The organism is Pseudomonas sp. Z4-20 (assembly GCF_051131955.1).
Taxonomy (GTDB): Bacteria; Pseudomonadota; Gammaproteobacteria; order Pseudomonadales; family Pseudomonadaceae; genus Aquipseudomonas; species Aquipseudomonas marvdashtae.
This window is the reverse complement of the sequence record NZ_CP071641.1, coordinates 32,143-50,256: the sequence shown is the minus strand read 5'-3', so window position 1 is coordinate 50,256 and position 18,114 is coordinate 32,143. Positions and strand designations below refer to the sequence as shown.

Below are 18,114 nucleotides of genomic sequence, written 5' to 3'. Positions count from 1 at the left end.
CGTATAGCCTCGTGGATGACCGACCGAAGCCTAGATATTAAACAAAATGGAACAATGGCCTCAGCCTAGCTCCACTCGGTTACGCCCGGCATTTTTGGCACGATAAAGCGCTTGATCGGCTCTTTTAAGCACCGTATCGCTGTGCTCTCCCGGCTTGAACGCCGTCATGCCCATGGACACCGTGACCGTTACCGGTTCGCCCTTGAAATGGAACGGACAGGCTTCGATGGCCGCGCGCAAGGCTTCGGCCAGTTTCGCCCCCGCGGCCAGCGGTGTATCCGGTACCAGCAAGACAAACTCCTCGCCGCCAAAGCGGGCGATGAAGTCCCCGCCGCGCACACGCTTGCGCAACACCGAGGCGATGAGTTTCAGCACGCGATCGCCGGCCAGATGGCCATAGTTATCGTTGATCCGCTTGAAGTGATCGAGGTCGAGCATGGCAATCAACAAGCTGTTGCCGTGTTGCTGCCACTCGCCAACTTCCCGTTCGAGGCGCTCGGTCCAGGCCGCCCGGTTAGGTAAACCGGTCAGCGGATCGACCAGCGCCTTTTGCCGCTGCTCTTCCAGGTTTTCCCGGACGATCAGCGCGTCCTGCTCCATCAGCGCAACCCGCTCGGCAAGGCTTTTCAGGCGAGCCGAGACCTCATGCTCACGCTGGGCACGCTGCTTCTGATGCTGGTCCATCGTGCCGAGCAGGCCTTCGAGGTGATTTTCCAAAACTTGCTTGAGGCCTTCCAGATCGTCGGCTTGCTGCATACTGCTCTGCAAGCCATCGACCTGCTCGCGGATCTGCGTGTCCATTTCCATGGAGGCGGACAGATTGTCGGCATGATCTTCGCTGGCGGCCTGCAAGGTGCTCTGGAATGACTCCAACCGATCATTGAGTCGCTGCAGATAGGCTTCGAATTCATGCTGGCCGCTGTCGGTGATCGCCAGCATTAAGACCGCAAGATCATCGAGGATCGGCAGCAGTTCATACCAGTTCAAGCCGTTTTTCAGGCGCTCACGCATGGCTTCTGCTTGGGGTCGGTGACGCTCGGGCAGCGTCAGGTCGCCCAGCAGGCCCAGCAGGGTGTCTTCGATATGCCTGGCGACCGAGCTGTAGGAGGGCTCGGGGGAGTCGGGCAGGGCATAGTGAGCCTCTTCGGAATCAACCGTTGCGGGAAGCTCGGTCGGTTCTGCGGGCGCAACCGGTGTCTCGTCGAGCGCAGGCGCCTCTGGCGTCAACTCGTCGGGATTTTCTTCCGGTGTCGGCGCTGATTCGACGTGTTCACTGCCGGTTAGCGCCGGCTCCAAGCTCGGCGGCTCCACTGGCTTGGCCGATACCGGCGCAGGGGCGGGCTCCTCGACGGGCGCGGTGGATATGACCGGCTCGGGCGGCGTATCGGGCGCGTGGACTGGCTCCGCTATCGGTGAGGGAGCGGGCGCAGGGGTCTCGGAGATTGCGCTGGCTTCCGGCTGTGGAGGGGCGAGCGGTGCGGGGGCCGGCAACGCTGTTTCTATTGCGGACGCTGCGCTCGTCTGAACAGGCGCGGGCGGCTGGGGCGGCACCTCTTCATGGCCATGGCCACCGAACAATCGTTGCAGCAGGCCCGGGCGGCTCGGCTCATCAGGCGTATCCAGCACGCTCAAGGCCTTGCCCTGCAAGCTACTCAATTCGCTGAGCAACAGGGGGATTTCCCGAGCCTGGCCGACCCGCGCCTCCAACTGCTTGGAAAATTTCTTCAAGGGCCGGCTGACGTCCTTCGGCAGCGGCAACGTTTGCAGCTGGGCGACCAAGGCGGTCAGGGCGGCGCTCATTTGTTCGACCCTAGTCTCGCGGCGCTGCTCGGAATCGAGTACGGCTTTCTCCAGCCGCGGCAACAGGGCGGCGAGGGCCGCGTCCATATCGTCGGTGCGCACCACTTCGCGCATCTCTTTCATACACTGGTCTACAACCCGGTCAGTGCCCTCGGCGGCCAACGTACTGCGCACCAGGCCGCGACGCAGCAAGTCGAGCCGAGCGTCCCAACGGCGCTCAAGCTTTTCCTGCTGTTCGATGCTCTTGAGGTATTTCTCTCTCCAGCGTTCGGCGTCGTCGCTCATTCATCGGATCCGCGAGGGGCAGGACTCAGGGCGGGAAACGCGTCAGCCGTGAGCGAACCCGGCAAACGTATTTCAACCGCGACTGGCAGGTGATCGGAAATCGGCTGGGCCAATACCTCGAAACGTTCGAGGGTCAGGGTCGGGCTCAGCAGGATATGGTCCAGGCAACGCTGGGGGCGCCAGCTGGGAAATGTCGCTTCCAGTTGCGGGGCAAGCAGCCCAAGGTCGCGCAGAGGAGAGGTCTGCAGCAAATCGTTGGCATGGGTATTCATGTCGCCCATCAATACCTGGTGCTTGTAGCCACCAATCAGCTCACGAATATAGGCCAGTTGCATCGTTCGGGTACGAGCACCGAGGGCCAGGTGCATCATCACCACGACCAACGCCTCCGGCCCTTCGCCAAAACGCGCCAGGATCGCTCCGCGCCCCTTGGGGCCCGGCAACGGATGGTCTTCGATCGCCCACGGCCGCAGGCGGCTCAGCACGCCGTTACTGTGCTGCCCGAGCCGGCCGAGGTTACGATTGAGTTGTTGGTACCAATAAGGAAAGGCGCCCAGTTGGGCGAGGTGTTCGACCTGATTGACGTAGCCGGACCGCAGGCTTCCGCCGTCGGCCTCTTGCAGCGCGACCAAGTCGAAGTCCTTCAACAGGTCGCCGATTTTCTGCAGATTGCCGGCACGTCCGGTGTGCGGCAGCAAATGTTGCCAGCCGCGGGTAAGGTAATGCCGGTAGCGCTCGGTACTGATGCCGACCTGAATATTGAAACTGAGCAACCGCAGGCGGCTGTCAGCCGGCAGGCCCGTGGATGCGACATGATGCTCGTTGACCCGTGGTTCATGTAGGCCAACGATGCGTTCGGTACTCCAGCGGGCCATGGGCGAGGGCCGCGCTTAGTTGGCGGCAGCCTTGGGGGCCGCTCGCTCTTTGGCGATCAGCTTGTCGGCCAGTTGCAGCGCTTCATTCGCACCGCCAGCAGAGCCGATGTCAAAGCGGTATTTGCCATTGACGACCATGGTCGGTACGCCGGTGATTTCGTATTTCTTCGCCAGCTCTTTGGCCTTGTTGATCTGGCCCTTGATAGCGAAGGAGTTGAAGGTTGCCAGGAACTTGTCCTTTTCGACGCCTTGGGTGGCGAGGAACTCGGCCATGTCCTCAGGATCGGTCAGGCGCTTCTTTTCGTTCTGGATGGCATTGAACACTGCTGCGTGGACTTGATGCTCGACACCCATCGCTTCAAGGGTCAGGAACATCTGGCCGTGGGCATCCCATGGGCCACCGAACATGGCCGGGATGCGCACGAAGTTGACGTCCGAAGGAAGCTTTTCAACCCATGGGTTGATGACCGGCTCGAAGGCATAGCAATGCGGGCAACCGTACCAGAACAGCTCCACCACCTCGATTTTGCCAGGCACGGCCACCGGTACGGGGTTGGCCAATTCTACATACGGCGCGGCGGGGGCTTCAGCCGCTTGGGCAGTCACGCCAAACAGGCTGGCGGCGACGAGCGCGGCGCTGATGATCAGATTACGCATGCTTTACTCCTGGACAATGAGGTGGCCTCGCGGGGCGTGTTTTTCAGACAGGCCGCCGCGGGTTCAGTTTCGCTAGTGTAACGGCAGCGGCCACAAAAAAGGGCGGCCAAAGCCACCCTTTTGATGTTTGCATCGACAGATTAATCGAGCGTTAACGTTGCAAGGGGCATCCCTCGCAACGGCCTTAGTGCAGGCCCTGGATGTAGCTGGAGACGGCCGCGATATCTTCGTCGCTCAGCTTGCGAGCGATGGTGCGCATGGTCATCGCATCGCCATCATTGGCACGACCGCCTTCTTCCTTACGGAAATCGGTCAGCTGCTTGGTGATGTATTGGGCATGCTGGCCGCCCAGGTGCGGGAAGCCGGCGGCAGCGTTGCCTTTGCCATCTGGGGAGTGGCAGCCCGTGCAGGCTGGCAGGCCTTTTTCCAGATTGCCACCCCGGAACAGTGCTTCGCCGCGCGCAACGAGTTTTGGATCGGCAGCACCTACGCTACCCTTCTGACTGGCGAAATAAGCCGCCATGTCCGCCAGGTCCTGATCGTTCAGATTGTTCAGCAGGCCCGTCATTTCCAGCACGACACGCTTGCCGTCCTTGATTTCCTTAAGCTGCTTGGTCAAGTAACGCTCGCCCTGGCCCGCCAGTTTCGGAAAGTTGGGCGCCATGCTATTGCCATCCGGGCCGTGGCAGGCCCCGCATACGGCCGCTTTCGCCTGACCGGCAGCGGCATCGCCAGCGGCGTGGGCTACGCCGGATATCCCCAAGGTCAACAGCAGACTCACGATCAGTTTGTTCATCAGCTAATCCAACTACGGCTAAGGGTTAAAGAGTTATGGGCCGGGTTTACTCGCTCATCCACTGGATGATGGCTCGGTAATCCTCGGCACTGCAGTCCATGCACAAACCACGCGGCGGCATCGCCTTGAAACCCTGGGTCACGTGTTGCACCAGCGTCTCCATACCTTTCGCCAACCTCGGCGTCCAAGCTGCCTGATCACCCTTGCGGGGCGCCATGGGTAGTTGGCCGGAATGACAGGCACCACAAACACGGTTGTACACAGCTTCCGGATCCTGTGTAGCCTGAGCGCTGTAAAGCGGCATCAAGACACCGGCAGCTAGCAGCCATTTCGTCATAAAACGACCTTTTCAGGGTTGAGAGCGAGCTGCGTTCTAGTGCGCAATTTCGGTCGGTCGCTCCCGTGAGCTTCATCCTACGCTGGGACAAAGCGCACACAAAATCTGCGGCATTATATACTGGCGTCACTGAAACGGAAACGACACAGCTTGCCGCGTCCATTCCCGACGCCGCCCACATCGGAAATCCCATGCAACTGAAGAACCCCATCCTTGGCCTGTGCCAACAGTCCACCTTCATGCTCAGCGCCGCCAAAGTCGACCAGTGCCCCGACGACGAAGGTTTCGAAGTGGCCTTTGCCGGGCGTTCCAACGCCGGCAAGTCCAGCGCGCTGAACACCCTGACCCATGCCAGCCTGGCACGCACCTCGAAAACCCCAGGCCGCACACAGCTCTTGAACTTCTTCAAGCTAGACGATGAACGGCGTTTGGTCGACCTGCCCGGTTACGGTTATGCCAAAGTGCCGATTCCGCTCAAGCAGCATTGGCAGCGCCACTTGGAAGCCTACTTGGGCAGTCGCGAGAGTTTGAAAGGGCTCATCCTGATGATGGACATCCGCCATCCGATGACCGACTTTGACCTGTTGATGCTCGATTGGGCAGTCGCCAGCGGCATGCCGATGCACATTTTGTTGACCAAGGCCGACAAGCTTACTTACGGCGCAGCCAAGAACACGCTGCTCAAAGTGCAATCGGAAATCCGCAAGGGATGGGGCGACGCGATCACCATCCAGCTGTTTTCGGCGCCCAAGCGTATGGGCCTGGAAGAAGCCTATACGGTGCTGGCCGATTGGATGGAACTGGCCGACAAAGGCAGCGACGAAGCTGAATAAGCCAAATCGCAGGCAAAAAAAACCCCGGACTTCTTATGGGGAGGGGGAAGTTCGGGGTCCAAGTTCCGGACCGCTAGGGCGGGGTCCAGATATCTGCCAACACTTAACACAACATAGGAGCATTGAAGGGCTTCACCAGCCATTCAGAACCTCTGAGTAGGATTTCACGGTTTTAGTTCAGATTATTTTTGGAAATATCCCTAGGAATTTTCCGACCTAATGAAGGAATCCCTGGCTTTGCAGGGATTCCAAGTGGCAAGGAGGCTCGTTCTCTCATCACAAGAAATCCGAGACTCAGTGCGCCTCGTCCCAATTATTTCCCACCCCTACTTCCACCAGCAGCGGTACATCCAACGTGGCCGCGGCGCTCATGTGCAGGCGAACCTCCTCGCGCACCTGATCGACCAAGTCTTCGCGCACTTCCAGCACCAATTCGTCGTGTACCTGCAGGATGACTTTCGCATCCAGACCTGACGCCGTCAGCCAGCGATCCACAGCCACCATGGCCTTCTTGATGATGTCGGCGGCGGTACCTTGCATCGGTGCGTTGATCGCCGTGCGTTCAGCACCTTTGCGCAGCGCCGGGTTCTTCGCGTTGATGTCCGGCAAGTACAGCCGACGGCCGAAGATGGTTTCGACGAATCCTTGCTCGGCTGCCTGGGCACGGGTGCGCTCCATGTATTCCAGCACACCAGGGTAGCGGGCGAAGTAGCGGTCGATGTAAGCCTGGGACTGCTTGCGATCGACACCGATCTGCTTGGCCAGGCCGAAGGCGCTCATGCCATAGATCAAACCGAAGTTGATCGCTTTGGCACTGCGACGCTGATCATGGGTGACGGCGTCCAGCTCGACCCCAAAGACTTCGGCAGCGGTGGCTCGGTGTACGTCAAGGTCGTTGCGAAACGCGTGGAGCAACCCTTCGTCCTTGGCGAGGTGGGCCATGATCCGCAGTTCGATCTGCGAATAGTCCGCCGCCAGCAGCTGGTAGCCTTTCGGTGCGACGAACGCCTGGCGGATGCGCCGGCCTTCGGCAGTGCGAATCGGAATGTTCTGCAGGTTCGGGTCGATGGACGACAGCCGCCCGGTCGCGGCGACCGCTTGCTGGTAATTGGTATGGACGCGGCCGGTGCGGCTGTTGATCTGCTCGGGAAGGCGATCGGTGTAGGTGCTCTTGAGCTTGCTCAGGGAGCGGTACTGCATCAACACCTTGGGCAGCGGGTAATCCTGCTCCGCCAGTTCGGCGAGTACCGCTTCGGCAGTGGAGGCCTGGCCCTTGGCGGTTTTGCTGAGCACCGGTAAACCGAGCTTTTCGTACAGGATCACGCCCAACTGCTTCGGCGAGCCCAGGTTGAATTCCTCGCCGGCGATGGCAAACGCCTCACGCTCTAGCGCCACCAGTTTTTCGCCCAACTCGACGCTTTGCACGCCCAGGAGGTTGGCATCGACCAACGCGCCCTGGCGCTCGATGCGCGCCAGGACCGGCATCAACGGCATTTCGATTTCGTTGAGGACTTTGCCCAGGCTCGGCGTGGCGGCCAATTTTTCCTGTAGGGCCTGGTGCAAGCGGAAGGTCACGTCGGCGTCTTCAGCGGCGTAGGGCCCGGCCAGTTCCAGGGAGATCTGATCGAAGGTCAACTGCTTGACCCCTTTGCCGGCGATGTCCTGGAAATCCGTCTTGCTTTGGCCCAGGTATTTCAGCGCCAGGCTGTCCATGTCGTGGCGAGTCGCGGTGGAGTCCAGCACATAGGATTCAAGCATGGTGTCGAAAACGATACCTTGCATGAAAACGCCATTGCTCTGATCACCGCCAATGGCGCAATTGGCCAGGATGTTGGTTTCGAACTTGGCATGCTGGCCGACCTTGAGCTTGTTCGGGTTTTCCAGCAACGGCTTGAGAGCGTTGAGCACCGTGTCGCGGTCCAGCTGCTCCGGCACGCCCATGTAGGAATGGGTCAGCGGGATATAAGCCGCCTCAAAAGGGGCCACGGCGAACGACAAGCCAACGAGCTGCGAATGCTGGGCATCGCCACCGTTGGTTTGCGTGACCAGGGAAAACAGCGGCGCCTGTTCAAGCTTGGCCAACCAGGCATCGAAGCTCGGCTGATCGAGAATGACCTCGTACTTCGCCTCAGCGCCCCCCGGGAGCTCGTCGGCAACTTCAATGATTTCCTGCCCGGCACGCTTGGCGTCACGCTGGTTATCTTCGAACCAGCTCTTGAACTCCAGCAGCGTGTACAACTCGGCAAGCTTCTCGTGATCCGGCGCGCCCATCTGCAAGTCGTCGAGTCCGATGTCCAAGGGAACGTCGGTCTTGATAGTCGCCAACTCGTAGGAAAGAAGCGCCATTTCCTTATGCTCTTCCAGCTTGGCGGCCAACGTCTTGGCGCCCCGAATCGGCAGCGTCGCAACGATATCCAGTTGCGCATACAACTCGGCCAGGCCACCGTTGACTCCCACCAACAGGCCGGAAGCGGTTTTTGGCCCGATGCCCGGCACACCCGGAATGTTGTCGGACGAATCGCCCATTAATGCCAGATAGTCGATGATCTGCTCCGGAGCGACGCCAAACTTCTCCTTCACGCCAGCCACGTCCAGTGAGCTACCGGTCATCGTGTTGACCAAGGTAATGTGGCCATCGACCAACTGCGCCATGTCCTTGTCGCCGGTGGAGATCACCACTGGACGGTCGGCGGCGGCACTGCTGCGGGCCAGGGTGCCGATCACGTCGTCGGCTTCGACGTTGTCCACGCACAGCAGCGGGAAGCCCAAGGCTTTCACACTGGCGTGCAGCGGCTCGATCTGCACGCGCATGTCGTCGGGCATGCTCGGGCGATTGGCCTTGTATTCGGCGTACAACGCATCGCGAAACGTCCCACCCTTCGCGTCGAAGACCACCGCGAACGGGCTGTCCGGATACTGCTTGCGCAGGCTCTTGAGCATGTTCAGCACGCCCTTGACCGCACCGGTCGGCAGGCCTTTGGACGTGGTCAGCGGTGGCAGCGCGTGAAAGGCGCGATACAGATAAGAAGAACCGTCCACCAGGACGAGGGGGGCTTGGCTCATGAGCAGGATCAACCTTTTCGGCGGGTCCGGGGCTAGAATAGCGGGACCGTTGACGACAAAGGGACAAGGTTATCATGCGTACACTAAATCGCCTGTTACTGGCTGGCTTGTTTGCATTCACCCCGTTGGCCGTCATGGCCGCGGACGACGCACCTTCGGCGGACCCGGATGTCACCATCCGCACCGAAGGCGATAAAACCATTCAGGAATACCGGCAAAACGGTTTTTTGTACGCGATCAAGGTCACGCCCAAAAATGGCAAGCCTTACTTTCTGGTACGCGCCGACGGTAGCGATGGCAATTTCATCCGTTCGGATCAGCCGGATATGCTGATCCCTTCGTGGAAAATCTTTGAGTGGTAATACCGCTCTCGACTTCAACCGGCGCTCGCTGAAGAGCGCCCGTACTGGCAGTTTTAACCATGTCTGTGTTCACGCCCCTGGCTCGGCCCGAGCTGGAAACCTTTCTCGCCCCTTATGGGCTCGGCCGCCTGCTTGATTTCCAGGGGATTGCCGCTGGCAGCGAAAACACCAACTTCTTTATCAGCCTGGAACGGGGCGAATTTGTCCTGACCCTGGTCGAGCGCGGCCCTGTGCAGGAGATGCCGTTCTTTATCGAGCTGCTGGACGTCCTGCACGACGCCGACCTGCCGGTGCCTTACGCCTTGCGCACCACCGACGGCGTCGCGCTGCGGGAACTGGCGGGGAAGCCGGCGCTGCTGCAACCGCGCCTGGCGGGCAAACACATCAAGCAGGCCAACGCCCAGCACTGCGCCCAGGTCGGCGAATTGCTCGCGCACCTGCACCTGGCCACCCGCGACAACATGATCAAGCGCAAGACCGACCGCGGCCTGGACTGGATGCAGGAGGAGGGCGCCAAGCTGCTCTCGCACCTCGATGCCGAGCCCCGTCGGCTGCTTGAGGCGGCGCTTGATGAAATCACGCTGAAAAAGGTCGGCATCCTGGCGTTGCCGCGCGCCAACATCCATGCCGATCTGTTCCGCGACAATGCGATGTTCGAAGGCACGCACCTTACCGGCTTGATCGACTTCTACAACGCCTGCTCCGGGCCGATGCTGTATGACGTCGCCATCGCCTTGAACGATTGGTGCTCGGATGACGACGGTGGGCTCGATGGCCCCCGGGCGCGAGCGTTGCTGGGCGCTTATGCGGCGCTACGGCCGTTCACCGCCGCCGAGGCCGAGCTGTGGCCCACCATGCTGCGCGTGGCGTGCGTGCGGTTCTGGCTGTCACGGTTGATCGCCGCCGAATCGTTTGCCGGGCAGGATGTGCTGATTCACGATCCGATGGAATTCCAGCAGCGGTTGGCGCAGCGGCAGACGGTTCATACGGTGTTGCCGTTCGCCCTATAACAACCAGCGGACCTGAATGCCTTCGTGCCGAGGGAGCTTGCTCCCGCTGGGCTGCGCAGCAGCCCCAAGATTTTGCGGTCGCTGCGCAACCGAGCGGGAGCAAGCTCCCTCGCCACAGGTTCGGCATTAGCAGACTATAGCGACTCCAGGCACCCCGCCAAATCATTCCCCAACTTCTCCAACAACTGCTCATACCCCTGCGCCGTCGCCGGGGTGTAACCCCCAAGTGCATCCAGCTCCGCCAGTTTCACCGGCAGGCCGGCCACCAGGGTCTCGGCCAGGCGCGGGCGCAGGGGCGGTTCGCTGAAGACACAGGTCTTGCCCACGGCTTGCAAGCGCGTACGCATCGCCGCCACGTGCTGGGCACCAGGCTGGACTTCGGCGGCCACGGCGAAAACCCCGGCGTGCTTGAGGCCGTAGTTGTCTTCGAAATAATCGAACGCTTCATGGAAGACAAAATACGGTTTGCCCGCGACCCCAACCAGACGTGCCTTGAGACGCGCATCCATGGCATCGAGGCGCTGATTGAAGCCCTTGAGGTTGCTCTGATAGCGGGCCGCGTTTGCCGGATCCGCTGCGCTCAGGTCAGCTGCCATCTTGGCAGCGATCACCCGCGCATTAAGCGGAGAGAGCCAAAGATGAGCGTCCACCGTGCCGGGGCGATGGTCGTGATCATGCTCATCGCTGCCGTGATCCTCATCTTCGTGGGAGGCGCTGTCGTCGGCGAAATGACGCAACTTGAGCCCTGGCAGGTCCTGCACTGCAACGGAAGGCAGCGTACGACCGTTCAACACACGCGGCAGGAAACCTTCCATGTCAGGGCCGATCCAGTACAACAGGTCCACCGACTGCACCTTGCGTACATCCGATGGCCGCAACGCATAGTGGTGCGGCGAAGCCCCTGGCGGCAGCAATACTTGCGGAACGGCCACGCCGTCCTGCACGGCGGCGGCAATCAGTTGCAGCGGCTTGATACTGGTGAGGACCTTGACGTCGGCCTGAACCGAGCCAATCAGTAGAAAATTTACGACAAAAGCGACAAACAGCGAAAAAATTCGGGACACGATGACCACTCGGAGAGACGAGAACGGGTAACATAATAACGTCTCTCACTAAACTCGTCGCTGCCCATGCCCATTACGCCCCTTGCCAGTCGTCCACATGATCACTCCCACTGCGTGCACAGCGCCTTGTCCGAGGCCGACGCCATCTGCGCGCGCCAAGGGTTGCGCCTGACCGCCCTGCGGCGGCGCGTGCTGGAATTGGTCTGGCAGAGCCACAAGCCGCTGGGCGCCTACGACATTCTTGCCGTGCTCAGCGAGCAGGACGGTCGCCGCGCCGCGCCGCCAACCGTCTATCGGGCGCTGGATTTCCTCTTGGAAAACGGCCTGGTGCATCGCATTTCGTCCCTGAACGCCTTCGTTGGCTGCAACCATCCGGAGCACGCCCACCAAGGCCAGTTCCTGATCTGCCGTGAATGCCACGCCGCCATCGAGCTGGAACAGAAGTCCATCAGCGATGCCATCATCGCCAGTGCCAAGGACGTCGGCTTTGTGGTCGATACCCAGACCGTCGAAGTGGTTGGCCTCTGCTCCGGCTGCCAGGGGGCCTGATGAGCAATGCGTTGATCCACCTCCAACAGGTGGCCGTGACGTTCGCCGGGCAGAACGTGCTGGACAACATTCACCTGAGCGTCGAACCGGGGCAGATCGTGACGTTGATCGGCCCCAACGGTGCCGGCAAGACCACCCTGGTGCGGGCCGTGCTGGGTCTGCTCAAGCCCGACAGCGGCAGCGTCTGGCGCAAGCCCAAGTTGCGTGTCGGCTACATGCCGCAAAAGCTTCATGTCGATGCGACCTTGCCACTGTCGGTGCTGCGCTTCTTGCGCCTGGTGCCTGGGGTGGATCGCGAACGAGCCTTGGCGGCCTTAAAGGAAGTCGGTGCCGAGCAGGTCATCGACAGCCCGGTGCAAAGCGTTTCCGGTGGCGAAATGCAGCGCGTATTGCTGGCCCGCGCCCTGTTGCGCGAGCCCGAATTGCTGGTGCTCGACGAGCCCGTACAAGGCGTTGACGTGGCCGGCCAAGCCGAGTTGTACAGCTTGATTACCCGTTTGCGCGACCGCCACCGCTGCGGCGTGCTGATGGTCTCCCACGATCTTCACTTGGTCATGAGCACCACCGACCAGGTGGTTTGCCTCAACCGTCATGTCTGCTGTTCCGGGCATCCCGAGCAAGTCAGCAGTGATCCGGCGTTTGTCGAGCTTTTCGGAAAGAACGCACAAAGCCTGGCGATTTATCATCATCACCATGACCACGCCCATGATCTGCATGGCTCGGTGGTCAGTGCCTCACCTGTTTCTACCCACGTTCACGGAGATGGCTGCAAGCATGGCTGATTTTCTGTTGTATGCCCTGCTCGCAGGCCTGGCCCTCGCACTGGTGGCGGGCCCCCTGGGTTCATTCGTGGTCTGGCGGCGCATGGCCTATTTTGGCGACACCTTGTCCCACGCAGCGCTGCTCGGCGTGGCGCTGGGGTTTCTGCTGGATGTCAGCCCAGCTATCGCCGTGACCGTTGGCTGCCTGTTGCTGGCGGTGGTGCTGGTCACTCTACAACAGCGCCAACCGCTGGCGTCCGATACGCTACTGGGCATCCTGGCACCCAGTACCTTGTCCCTCGGGCTAGTGGTGCTGAGCTTCATGCGTGACGTGCGAATCGACTTGATGGCCTATCTGTTCGGCGATCTCTTGGCGATCAGCCCGACGGATCTTTCATGGATCCTCGGCGGCAGCGCAGCAGTGCTGCTGTTGCTGGTCGCGCTGTGGCGTCCGTTGCTGGCGGTCACCGTCCATGAAGAGCTGGCACGGGTCGAAGGCTTGCCCGTGGTGGGCTTGCGGCTGGCGCTGATGTTGTTGATTGCGGTGGTGATCGCCGTGGCGATGAAGATCGTCGGTGTGTTACTGATTACTTCATTGCTGATCATCCCGGCAGCTGCCGCGCAGCGTCACGCCCGCTCGCCTGAACAGATGGCCCTGGGCGCGAGCCTGCTGGGCATGCTCGCCGTGTGCGGCGGGCTGGCGTTGTCGTGGTTCAAGGACACCCCGGCCGGCCCGTCGATCGTGGTCAGCGCCGCGGCGTTGTTTCTGCTGAGTTTTGTCCTGCCTCGTCGAGGGGTGTAGACTTGCTCGCTTTTTGCGCAAATAGAGAGTCGCAGGAATGAACCCGTTCGCCTCCCGTTATCTGCTCCTTGTCGCGTTTTCCCTGTTGCTGGGCGCCTGTCAGAGCACGCCGCCGGTCACCCAGGCTCCCGATACACGGGGCCCGGCCATCGCGCAGCTTGAACAAAGCCTGGCTGCCAATGAACTGGCCACCGCCGAAAATCAATTGACCGCGTTACAGGCTCAATCGCCCGAAGATCCCTCGCTGGAACCCTATCAGCGCCAATTGGCCGAGGCGTATTTGCGCCGCAGCCAGATCGACCTGCAAAAAGGCGACGTGAACGCCGCCGCCACGGCGCTGAGCCGGGCACGTGCGCTGATGCCAAAAGCGCCAGCGCTCACCGGCGAAGTCAACAGCGCAATCGCCGAAGCCCGTAAGGCCGAACTGGAAAAAGCCGAAGCCGCGCTGCAGGCCGCCGAAGCAAAACCAGTCGCCAAGGTGATCGATCCGAGTGCGCAAAGCACCACGGTTGCATTGAACATCGGCGATATCCAGAAGATGCGTCATCAACTGGACGCCATTGCGGCAGATGTAGTGAATTATCAATGTGATGTCAGCATCCAGGCGCCGCGCACCGATGATTACCCTTGGCTGGCCACCTTGCTGACCAAGCGGGTCAAGAAACTTGATCCGGGATTTGATTTGAAACTGCAGAAGCAGATTTTGCGCAGTGTGCCGGCGCAGCTTGTTCTAACGCAGCGTAAGCAGTAAAAGCATCGCGAGCGAGCTCGCTCGCGATAGCGCCCTACCAGACAACAAATCTGTTTAGGCTGGAACCGCCTTCGCCTTCGGCTCCCGCGTCCAGACCCGATGCTGAGCAATCGCCGCAAAAAACCGCGAAAAACCGCTCGCATCCGCATCTTCGATCAACCCCGCATCCACCTCCAGCTTCAACTCCACCAACAACTGCCGGGCCTCACCATGAAGCCCAATGGCTTTTAGATGCTTGTAGGCCTCCAGCACGTAGTGCAACGCCACGCCGTCGCGACTCAAGGCCTTGATCGACTCCGCGCCACCGGGCACGAACACCGCGTCGAAGGCAATCGACGGCAACCCTTCCATGGACGCATCTACCGCCAACGTCTGCCCATCGGCGGTGGTGACCGGCGCCGAAGTTGGCCCCAGCACTTTGGCGTGGGCGCCCTCAGCCTCCAGGGCCTGCTTGAGCGCATCGATGATCGCCCCATCGACACCGTTAGCCACCAACACCGCCACTTTGCGCGTCTTGATGTCGCCGGACAGCAGGTTCGCCTGGCTTAAGGCGGGGGATTGCTCCAGCGAAGGCGTCGGAACATCGACAGTACCGGCGGTCGGTGCCGGCAAGCCGAGGTTTTTCGCGACCCGCCCGGCCAGTTTCAAGTCAATGTTGGCGAGGATTTCATTCACCTGCCGCGCCCGGATGAACTCCCGCTCCACCTTCCCCAGCTCGAAACTGTAGGCCGCGATGATGTGCTCTTGCTCGTGGGGGCTCATGCTCTTGTAGAACAGCCGCGCCTGGGAGAAATGATCACCGAACGAATCACTGCGTTGGCGGATCTTGTGGGCGTCGATGCGCTCCGGATAACTTTCGAAACCGCCATCCTGCGGGCCGGGCGGAGTTTCCTTCGGCCAGCCGCCGTCAATGGAGTTCGGCTCGTAGGAAGCGCGCCCCTTGTCGATAGTGGTGCGGTGCATGGCATCCCGCTGGCCGTTGTGCACCGGGGTGATTGCCCGGTTGATCGGCAGCTCATGAAAATTCGGCCCACCGAGTCGGCTGATCTGCGTATCGGTGTAGGAAAACAGCCGGCCTTGCAGCAATGGGTCGTTGCTGAAATCGATGCCCGGCACGATATGCCCGGGGCAGAACGCAACCTGCTCGACTTCGGCGAAAAAGTTGTCCGGGTTGCGGTTCAGCACCATCTTGCCCAGGGGCGTGATGGGCACCAGCTCTTCGGGAATGATCTTGGTCGGGTCGAGCAGGTCGAAGTCGAACTTGTGCTCGTCTTCCTCGGCGACAATCTGTACGCCAAATTCCCACTCGGGGTAGTCGCCCATCTCGATCGATTCCCACAGATCGCGACGGTGGTAGTCAGTGTCCTTGCCCGCGAGCTTCTGGGCTTCGTCCCATACCAGGGAACAGGTCCCGGCCTTGGGCCGCCAATGGAACTTGACGAAGCTGCTGCGGCCTTCGGCGTTGATCATGCGGAAGGTGTGCACGCCGAAACCCTGCATGGCGCGCAGGCTTTTCGGGATTGCCCGGTCGGACATCGCCCAGATCACCATATGAGCGGATTCAGGCACCAGTGACACAAAATCCCAGAACGTGTCATGGGCCGAACCGCCGGTAGGAATTTCGTTATGGGGCTCGGGTTTCACCGCGTGGACGAAGTCTGGAAACTTCACCGCATCCTGTATGAAAAATACCGGCATGTTGTTGCCGACCAAATCGAAGTTGCCTTCGTCGGTGAAAAACTTCACAGCAAAGCCACGCACGTCCCGCACGGTGTCGCCGGAACCCCGTGGACCTTGCACGGTGGAAAAGCGCACGAACACCGGGGTTTTCTTGCTCGGGTCTTGTAGGAAACCGGCCTTGGTCAGTGCTGAATGCGCTTCATAGGTCTGAAAATAACCATGGGCGCCGGTGCCACGGGCGTGAACGATGCGCTCGGGAATACGCTCATGGTCAAAATGCGTGATTTTTTCACGCATGATGAAGTCTTCAAGCAGGGACGGCCCACGCGGTCCGACGCGGAGGGTGTTCTGGTTGTCGGCGATTTTCACGCCTTGGTTGGTACGCAAGGCCTGCTCGGTGGCGTCGGAGCGAAACTGCTCAAGACTCTCGAGCTTGGCGTTGGTATTGCTGCGATCCAGCGTGTCAGTCCCGGCCATTTGGCTGGGGGCGGCAGGTTTTTTAGTGCTCATCAGGCATGACTCCTCGTTGCGATCCCCGCCGTGGCCAGGACCCGTGAGTTCGATGCGCCAGGCACGGTACCTGGGCATATGTGGAGTTGCTTAATGAGTGACCGATGCCGTTTCGCTGTGTTCCTTTTTTATGTCCTTTGATCGCCTTATTGCCAAATGACTGGTCCTATCTCAAATAAATGCTAAGAACCTCTATACGGACAGGCTAAAATGCGCGCCCGGCTTACCGCTGATCCTTTTCCAACGCGCCCCACAAGGTTCGCTACGTGATCGAGTTTCAAAACGTCCATAAAACCTACCGGGTTTCCGGTAAGGATATCCCCGCCCTGCACCCAACCAATCTGACGATTGAGAACGGCCAGGTCTTCGGCCTGATTGGCCACTCCGGTGCGGGAAAAAGTACCCTGCTGCGTCTGATCAATCGCCTGGAAGATTCCACGGGCGGCAAGATCATCGTCGACGGTGAAGAAGTCACTGCCCTGGACGCCAGCGGCCTGCGCCGCTTCCGTCAGCAAGTCGGGATGATCTTCCAGCACTTCAACTTGCTGGCGTCCAAGACCGTGGCCGATAACGTCGCGCTACCGCTGACGTTGGCCGGTGAATTGTCCCGCAGCGAAATCGACCGCCGCGTCGCCGAGCTGCTGGCACGGGTGGGCTTGTCTGACCACGCCCGCAAATACCCGGCACAATTGTCCGGCGGCCAGAAGCAGCGCGTCGGCATCGCCCGCGCCCTGGCGACCAAGCCAAAAATACTATTGTGCGACGAAGCCACCAGCGCCCTAGACCCGCAGACCACCGCCTCGGTGTTGCAATTGCTGGCGGAGATCAACCGTGAGCTGAAGCTGACCATCGTGCTGATCACCCATGAAATGGACGTGATCCGCCGCGTTTGCGATCAGGTGGCGGTGATGGACGCCGGCGTGATCGTCGAGCAAGGCCCGGTGGCCGAGGTGTTCCTACATCCGAAGCACCCGACCACCAAGCGTTTCGTCCAGGAAGACGAGCAAATAGACGAAAGCGAACAGCGCGACGACTTCGCCCACGTGCCAGGGCGCATCGTGCGTCTGACGTTCCAGGGCGAAGCGACCTACGCGCCGCTGCTCGGCACAGTCGCCCGGGAAACCGGCGTGGACTACAGCATCCTGGCCGGTCGTATCGACCGCATCAAAGACACCCCCTACGGGCAACTGACCCTCGCCATTACCGGCGGTGACATGGAGGCGGCGTTTGCCCGCTTCACCGCGGCCGATGTCCACATGGAGGTGCTGCGCTGATGGAACTGTTGAATTCGTTTTTCTCCAACATCGACTGGCTGGAAATCTGGCTGGCGACCGGCGACACTTTCCTGATGCTGTTCGGCTCGCTGCTGTTCACCGTGCTGCTCGGCTTGCCGCTGGGGGTGTTGTTGTTCTTGTGCAGCCCGCGCCAACTGCTCGAAGCACGGGGTCTTTATGCGCTGCTGTCGCTGATCGTCAACATCCTGCGTTCGTTGCCGTTCATCATCCTATTGATCGTGATGATCCCGTTCACGGTGTTGATCACCGGCACCTCCCTGGGCGTAGCCGGCGCGATCCCACCGCTGGTGGTCGGCGCGACACCGTTCTTCGCCCGCCTGGTGGAAACCGCACTGCGAGAAGTCGACCGCGGCATCATCGAAGCGACCCAGGCCATGGGCGCCACCACGCGGCAGATCATCGTCAACGCCTTGCTGCCGGAAGCCCGCCCAGGCATTTTTGCAGCGATTACGGTGACAGCGATTACGCTGGTGTCCTACACGGCCATGGCCGGTGTGGTCGGCGCCGGAGGTTTGGGTGACCTGGCGATCCGCTTCGGCTACCAGCGTTTCCAGACCGACGTCATGGTGGTCACGGTGGTGTTGCTGCTGGTGCTGGTGCAAGTCCTGCAAACCGTGGGCGACAAGTTGGTTGTGCATTTCTCTAGAAAATAAGGCCTCGCGCCAATAAACATGAGCCGGCCAT

General features: G+C 60.7%; 17 protein-coding genes. 9 read left to right on the top strand and 8 right to left on the bottom strand.

Annotation, left to right across the window (positions count from 1 at the left end; translation table 11 throughout):
* Nucleotides 1–60: 60 nt before the first annotated feature.
* The 5 genes from J3P82_RS00245 to J3P82_RS00225 all read right to left on the bottom strand — a co-directional run bounded on the left by J3P82_RS00245 (nt 61) and on the right by J3P82_RS00225 (nt 4,750).
* Entirely contained in the window at nt 61–2,085 is a 2,025-nt protein-coding gene (locus tag J3P82_RS00245) for a diguanylate cyclase (RefSeq protein ID WP_434559768.1), read from the bottom strand.
* Nucleotides 2,082–2,960 (bottom strand): endonuclease/exonuclease/phosphatase family protein, encoded by an 879-nt coding sequence (locus J3P82_RS00240; protein ID WP_186614197.1) that lies wholly within the window; start codon nt 2,958–2,960, stop codon nt 2,082–2,084. The genes J3P82_RS00245 and J3P82_RS00240 overlap by 4 nt, the downstream gene beginning before the upstream one ends.
* A gap of 15 nt (nt 2,961–2,975) precedes the next feature.
* A complete protein-coding gene (locus tag J3P82_RS00235; RefSeq protein ID WP_434559766.1) occupies nt 2,976–3,617 on the bottom strand; it encodes a thiol:disulfide interchange protein DsbA/DsbL in 642 nt (213 codons plus the stop codon).
* A gap of 184 nt (nt 3,618–3,801) precedes the next feature.
* Nucleotides 3,802–4,413 carry a c-type cytochrome gene (locus tag J3P82_RS00230; RefSeq protein ID WP_434559764.1) on the bottom strand — a complete coding sequence of 204 codons (612 nt, stop codon included), beginning with the start codon at nt 4,411–4,413 and terminating at the stop codon, nt 3,802–3,804.
* A 46-nt stretch (nt 4,414–4,459) separates the two neighbouring features.
* Nucleotides 4,460–4,750: a c-type cytochrome gene (locus J3P82_RS00225; protein ID WP_186614191.1), complete on the bottom strand. Its 291-nt coding sequence runs from the start codon at nt 4,748–4,750 to the stop codon at nt 4,460–4,462.
* 191 nt (nt 4,751–4,941) lie between these two features.
* On the opposite strand from J3P82_RS00225, the gene yihA reads away from it, so the two are divergent.
* Entirely contained in the window at nt 4,942–5,583 is a 642-nt protein-coding gene (yihA, locus tag J3P82_RS00220; RefSeq protein ID WP_434559762.1) for a ribosome biogenesis GTP-binding protein YihA/YsxC, read from the top strand.
* Between the two features lie 294 nt (nt 5,584–5,877).
* Here the strand turns inward: yihA and polA are convergent, their stop codons facing one another.
* A complete protein-coding gene (gene polA, locus J3P82_RS00215; protein WP_434559760.1) occupies nt 5,878–8,646 on the bottom strand; it encodes a DNA polymerase I in 2,769 nt (922 codons plus the stop codon).
* Between the two features lie 74 nt (nt 8,647–8,720).
* On the opposite strand from polA, the gene J3P82_RS00210 reads away from it, so the two are divergent.
* Both J3P82_RS00210 and J3P82_RS00205 read left to right on the top strand, forming a co-directional pair.
* A complete protein-coding gene (locus tag J3P82_RS00210; RefSeq protein ID WP_434559758.1) occupies nt 8,721–9,008 on the top strand; it encodes a DUF2782 domain-containing protein in 288 nt (95 codons plus the stop codon).
* Between the two features lie 59 nt (nt 9,009–9,067).
* The gene (locus tag J3P82_RS00205) at nt 9,068–10,018 is read left to right on the top strand and encodes a homoserine kinase (protein ID WP_186633395.1); all 951 of its coding nucleotides are present in this window, start codon (nt 9,068–9,070) and stop codon (nt 10,016–10,018) included.
* A gap of 134 nt (nt 10,019–10,152) precedes the next feature.
* Here the strand turns inward: J3P82_RS00205 and J3P82_RS00200 are convergent, their stop codons facing one another.
* Nucleotides 10,153–11,082 carry a zinc ABC transporter substrate-binding protein gene (locus J3P82_RS00200; RefSeq protein WP_434559756.1) on the bottom strand — a complete coding sequence of 310 codons (930 nt, stop codon included), beginning with the start codon at nt 11,080–11,082 and terminating at the stop codon, nt 10,153–10,155.
* Nucleotides 11,083–11,148: 66 nt separating this feature from the next.
* Here J3P82_RS00200 and zur point away from each other — a divergent pair, with 66 nt between their 5' ends.
* From zur to J3P82_RS00180, 4 genes are read left to right on the top strand one after another with little or no spacing between them, the layout of a single operon-like run.
* On the top strand, nt 11,149–11,631 hold the full coding sequence (gene zur, locus J3P82_RS00195; protein WP_018602776.1) for a zinc uptake transcriptional repressor Zur: 483 nt from the start codon (nt 11,149–11,151) through the stop codon (nt 11,629–11,631).
* The gene (gene znuC, locus J3P82_RS00190) at nt 11,631–12,413 is read left to right on the top strand and encodes a zinc ABC transporter ATP-binding protein ZnuC (protein ID WP_434559754.1); all 783 of its coding nucleotides are present in this window, start codon (nt 11,631–11,633) and stop codon (nt 12,411–12,413) included. The genes zur and znuC overlap by 1 nt, the downstream gene beginning before the upstream one ends.
* Nucleotides 12,406–13,194, top strand: coding sequence for a zinc ABC transporter permease subunit ZnuB (gene znuB / locus J3P82_RS00185; protein ID WP_186614181.1), 789 nt, complete (start codon nt 12,406–12,408; stop codon nt 13,192–13,194). The genes znuC and znuB overlap by 8 nt, the downstream gene beginning before the upstream one ends.
* Before the next feature lie 37 nt (nt 13,195–13,231).
* Complete coding sequence (locus J3P82_RS00180) at nt 13,232–13,945, top strand: PA5502 family lipoprotein (RefSeq protein ID WP_434559752.1); 714 nt, start codon at nt 13,232–13,234, stop codon at nt 13,943–13,945.
* 54 nt (nt 13,946–13,999) lie between these two features.
* Here the strand turns inward: J3P82_RS00180 and katE are convergent, their stop codons facing one another.
* The gene (katE, locus tag J3P82_RS00175; RefSeq protein WP_434559750.1) at nt 14,000–16,135 is read right to left on the bottom strand and encodes a catalase HPII; all 2,136 of its coding nucleotides are present in this window, start codon (nt 16,133–16,135) and stop codon (nt 14,000–14,002) included.
* Between the two features lie 266 nt (nt 16,136–16,401).
* Between katE and J3P82_RS00170 the strand changes: the two genes are divergently transcribed.
* Entirely contained in the window at nt 16,402–17,409 is a 1,008-nt protein-coding gene (locus tag J3P82_RS00170) for a methionine ABC transporter ATP-binding protein (protein WP_434559748.1), read from the top strand.
* A complete protein-coding gene (locus tag J3P82_RS00165; protein WP_186614173.1) occupies nt 17,409–18,083 on the top strand; it encodes a methionine ABC transporter permease in 675 nt (224 codons plus the stop codon). Before J3P82_RS00170 ends, J3P82_RS00165 begins: the two co-directional genes overlap by 1 nt.
* The last annotated feature ends 31 nt before the right edge of the window (nt 18,084–18,114 follow it).

Bases quoted from the DNA above. Each gene is read 5' to 3' on its own strand.
- yihA (WP_434559762.1), top strand. From the start codon at position 4,942: ATGCAACTGAAGAACCCCATCCTTGGCCTGTGCCAACAGTCCACCTTC.
- znuB (WP_186614181.1), top strand. From the start codon at position 12,406: ATGGCTGATTTTCTGTTGTATGCCCTGCTCGCAGGCCTGGCCCTCGCA.
- J3P82_RS00235 (WP_434559766.1), bottom strand. From the start codon at position 3,617: ATGCGTAATCTGATCATCAGCGCCGCGCTCGTCGCCGCCAGCCTGTTT.
- J3P82_RS00240 (WP_186614197.1), bottom strand. From the start codon at position 2,960: ATGGCCCGCTGGAGTACCGAACGCATCGTTGGCCTACATGAACCACGG.
- J3P82_RS00225 (WP_186614191.1), bottom strand. From the start codon at position 4,750: ATGACGAAATGGCTGCTAGCTGCCGGTGTCTTGATGCCGCTTTACAGC.
- znuC (WP_434559754.1), top strand. From the start codon at position 11,631: ATGAGCAATGCGTTGATCCACCTCCAACAGGTGGCCGTGACGTTCGCC.
- J3P82_RS00245 (WP_434559768.1), bottom strand. From the start codon at position 2,085: ATGAGCGACGACGCCGAACGCTGGAGAGAGAAATACCTCAAGAGCATC.
- J3P82_RS00210 (WP_434559758.1), top strand. From the start codon at position 8,721: ATGCGTACACTAAATCGCCTGTTACTGGCTGGCTTGTTTGCATTCACC.
- zur (WP_018602776.1), top strand. From the start codon at position 11,149: ATGCCCATTACGCCCCTTGCCAGTCGTCCACATGATCACTCCCACTGC.
- J3P82_RS00165 (WP_186614173.1), top strand. From the start codon at position 17,409: ATGGAACTGTTGAATTCGTTTTTCTCCAACATCGACTGGCTGGAAATC.
- katE (WP_434559750.1), bottom strand. From the start codon at position 16,135: ATGAGCACTAAAAAACCTGCCGCCCCCAGCCAAATGGCCGGGACTGAC.
- J3P82_RS00230 (WP_434559764.1), bottom strand. From the start codon at position 4,413: ATGAACAAACTGATCGTGAGTCTGCTGTTGACCTTGGGGATATCCGGC.
- polA (WP_434559760.1), bottom strand. From the start codon at position 8,646: ATGAGCCAAGCCCCCCTCGTCCTGGTGGACGGTTCTTCTTATCTGTAT.
- J3P82_RS00180 (WP_434559752.1), top strand. From the start codon at position 13,232: ATGAACCCGTTCGCCTCCCGTTATCTGCTCCTTGTCGCGTTTTCCCTG.
- J3P82_RS00205 (WP_186633395.1), top strand. From the start codon at position 9,068: ATGTCTGTGTTCACGCCCCTGGCTCGGCCCGAGCTGGAAACCTTTCTC.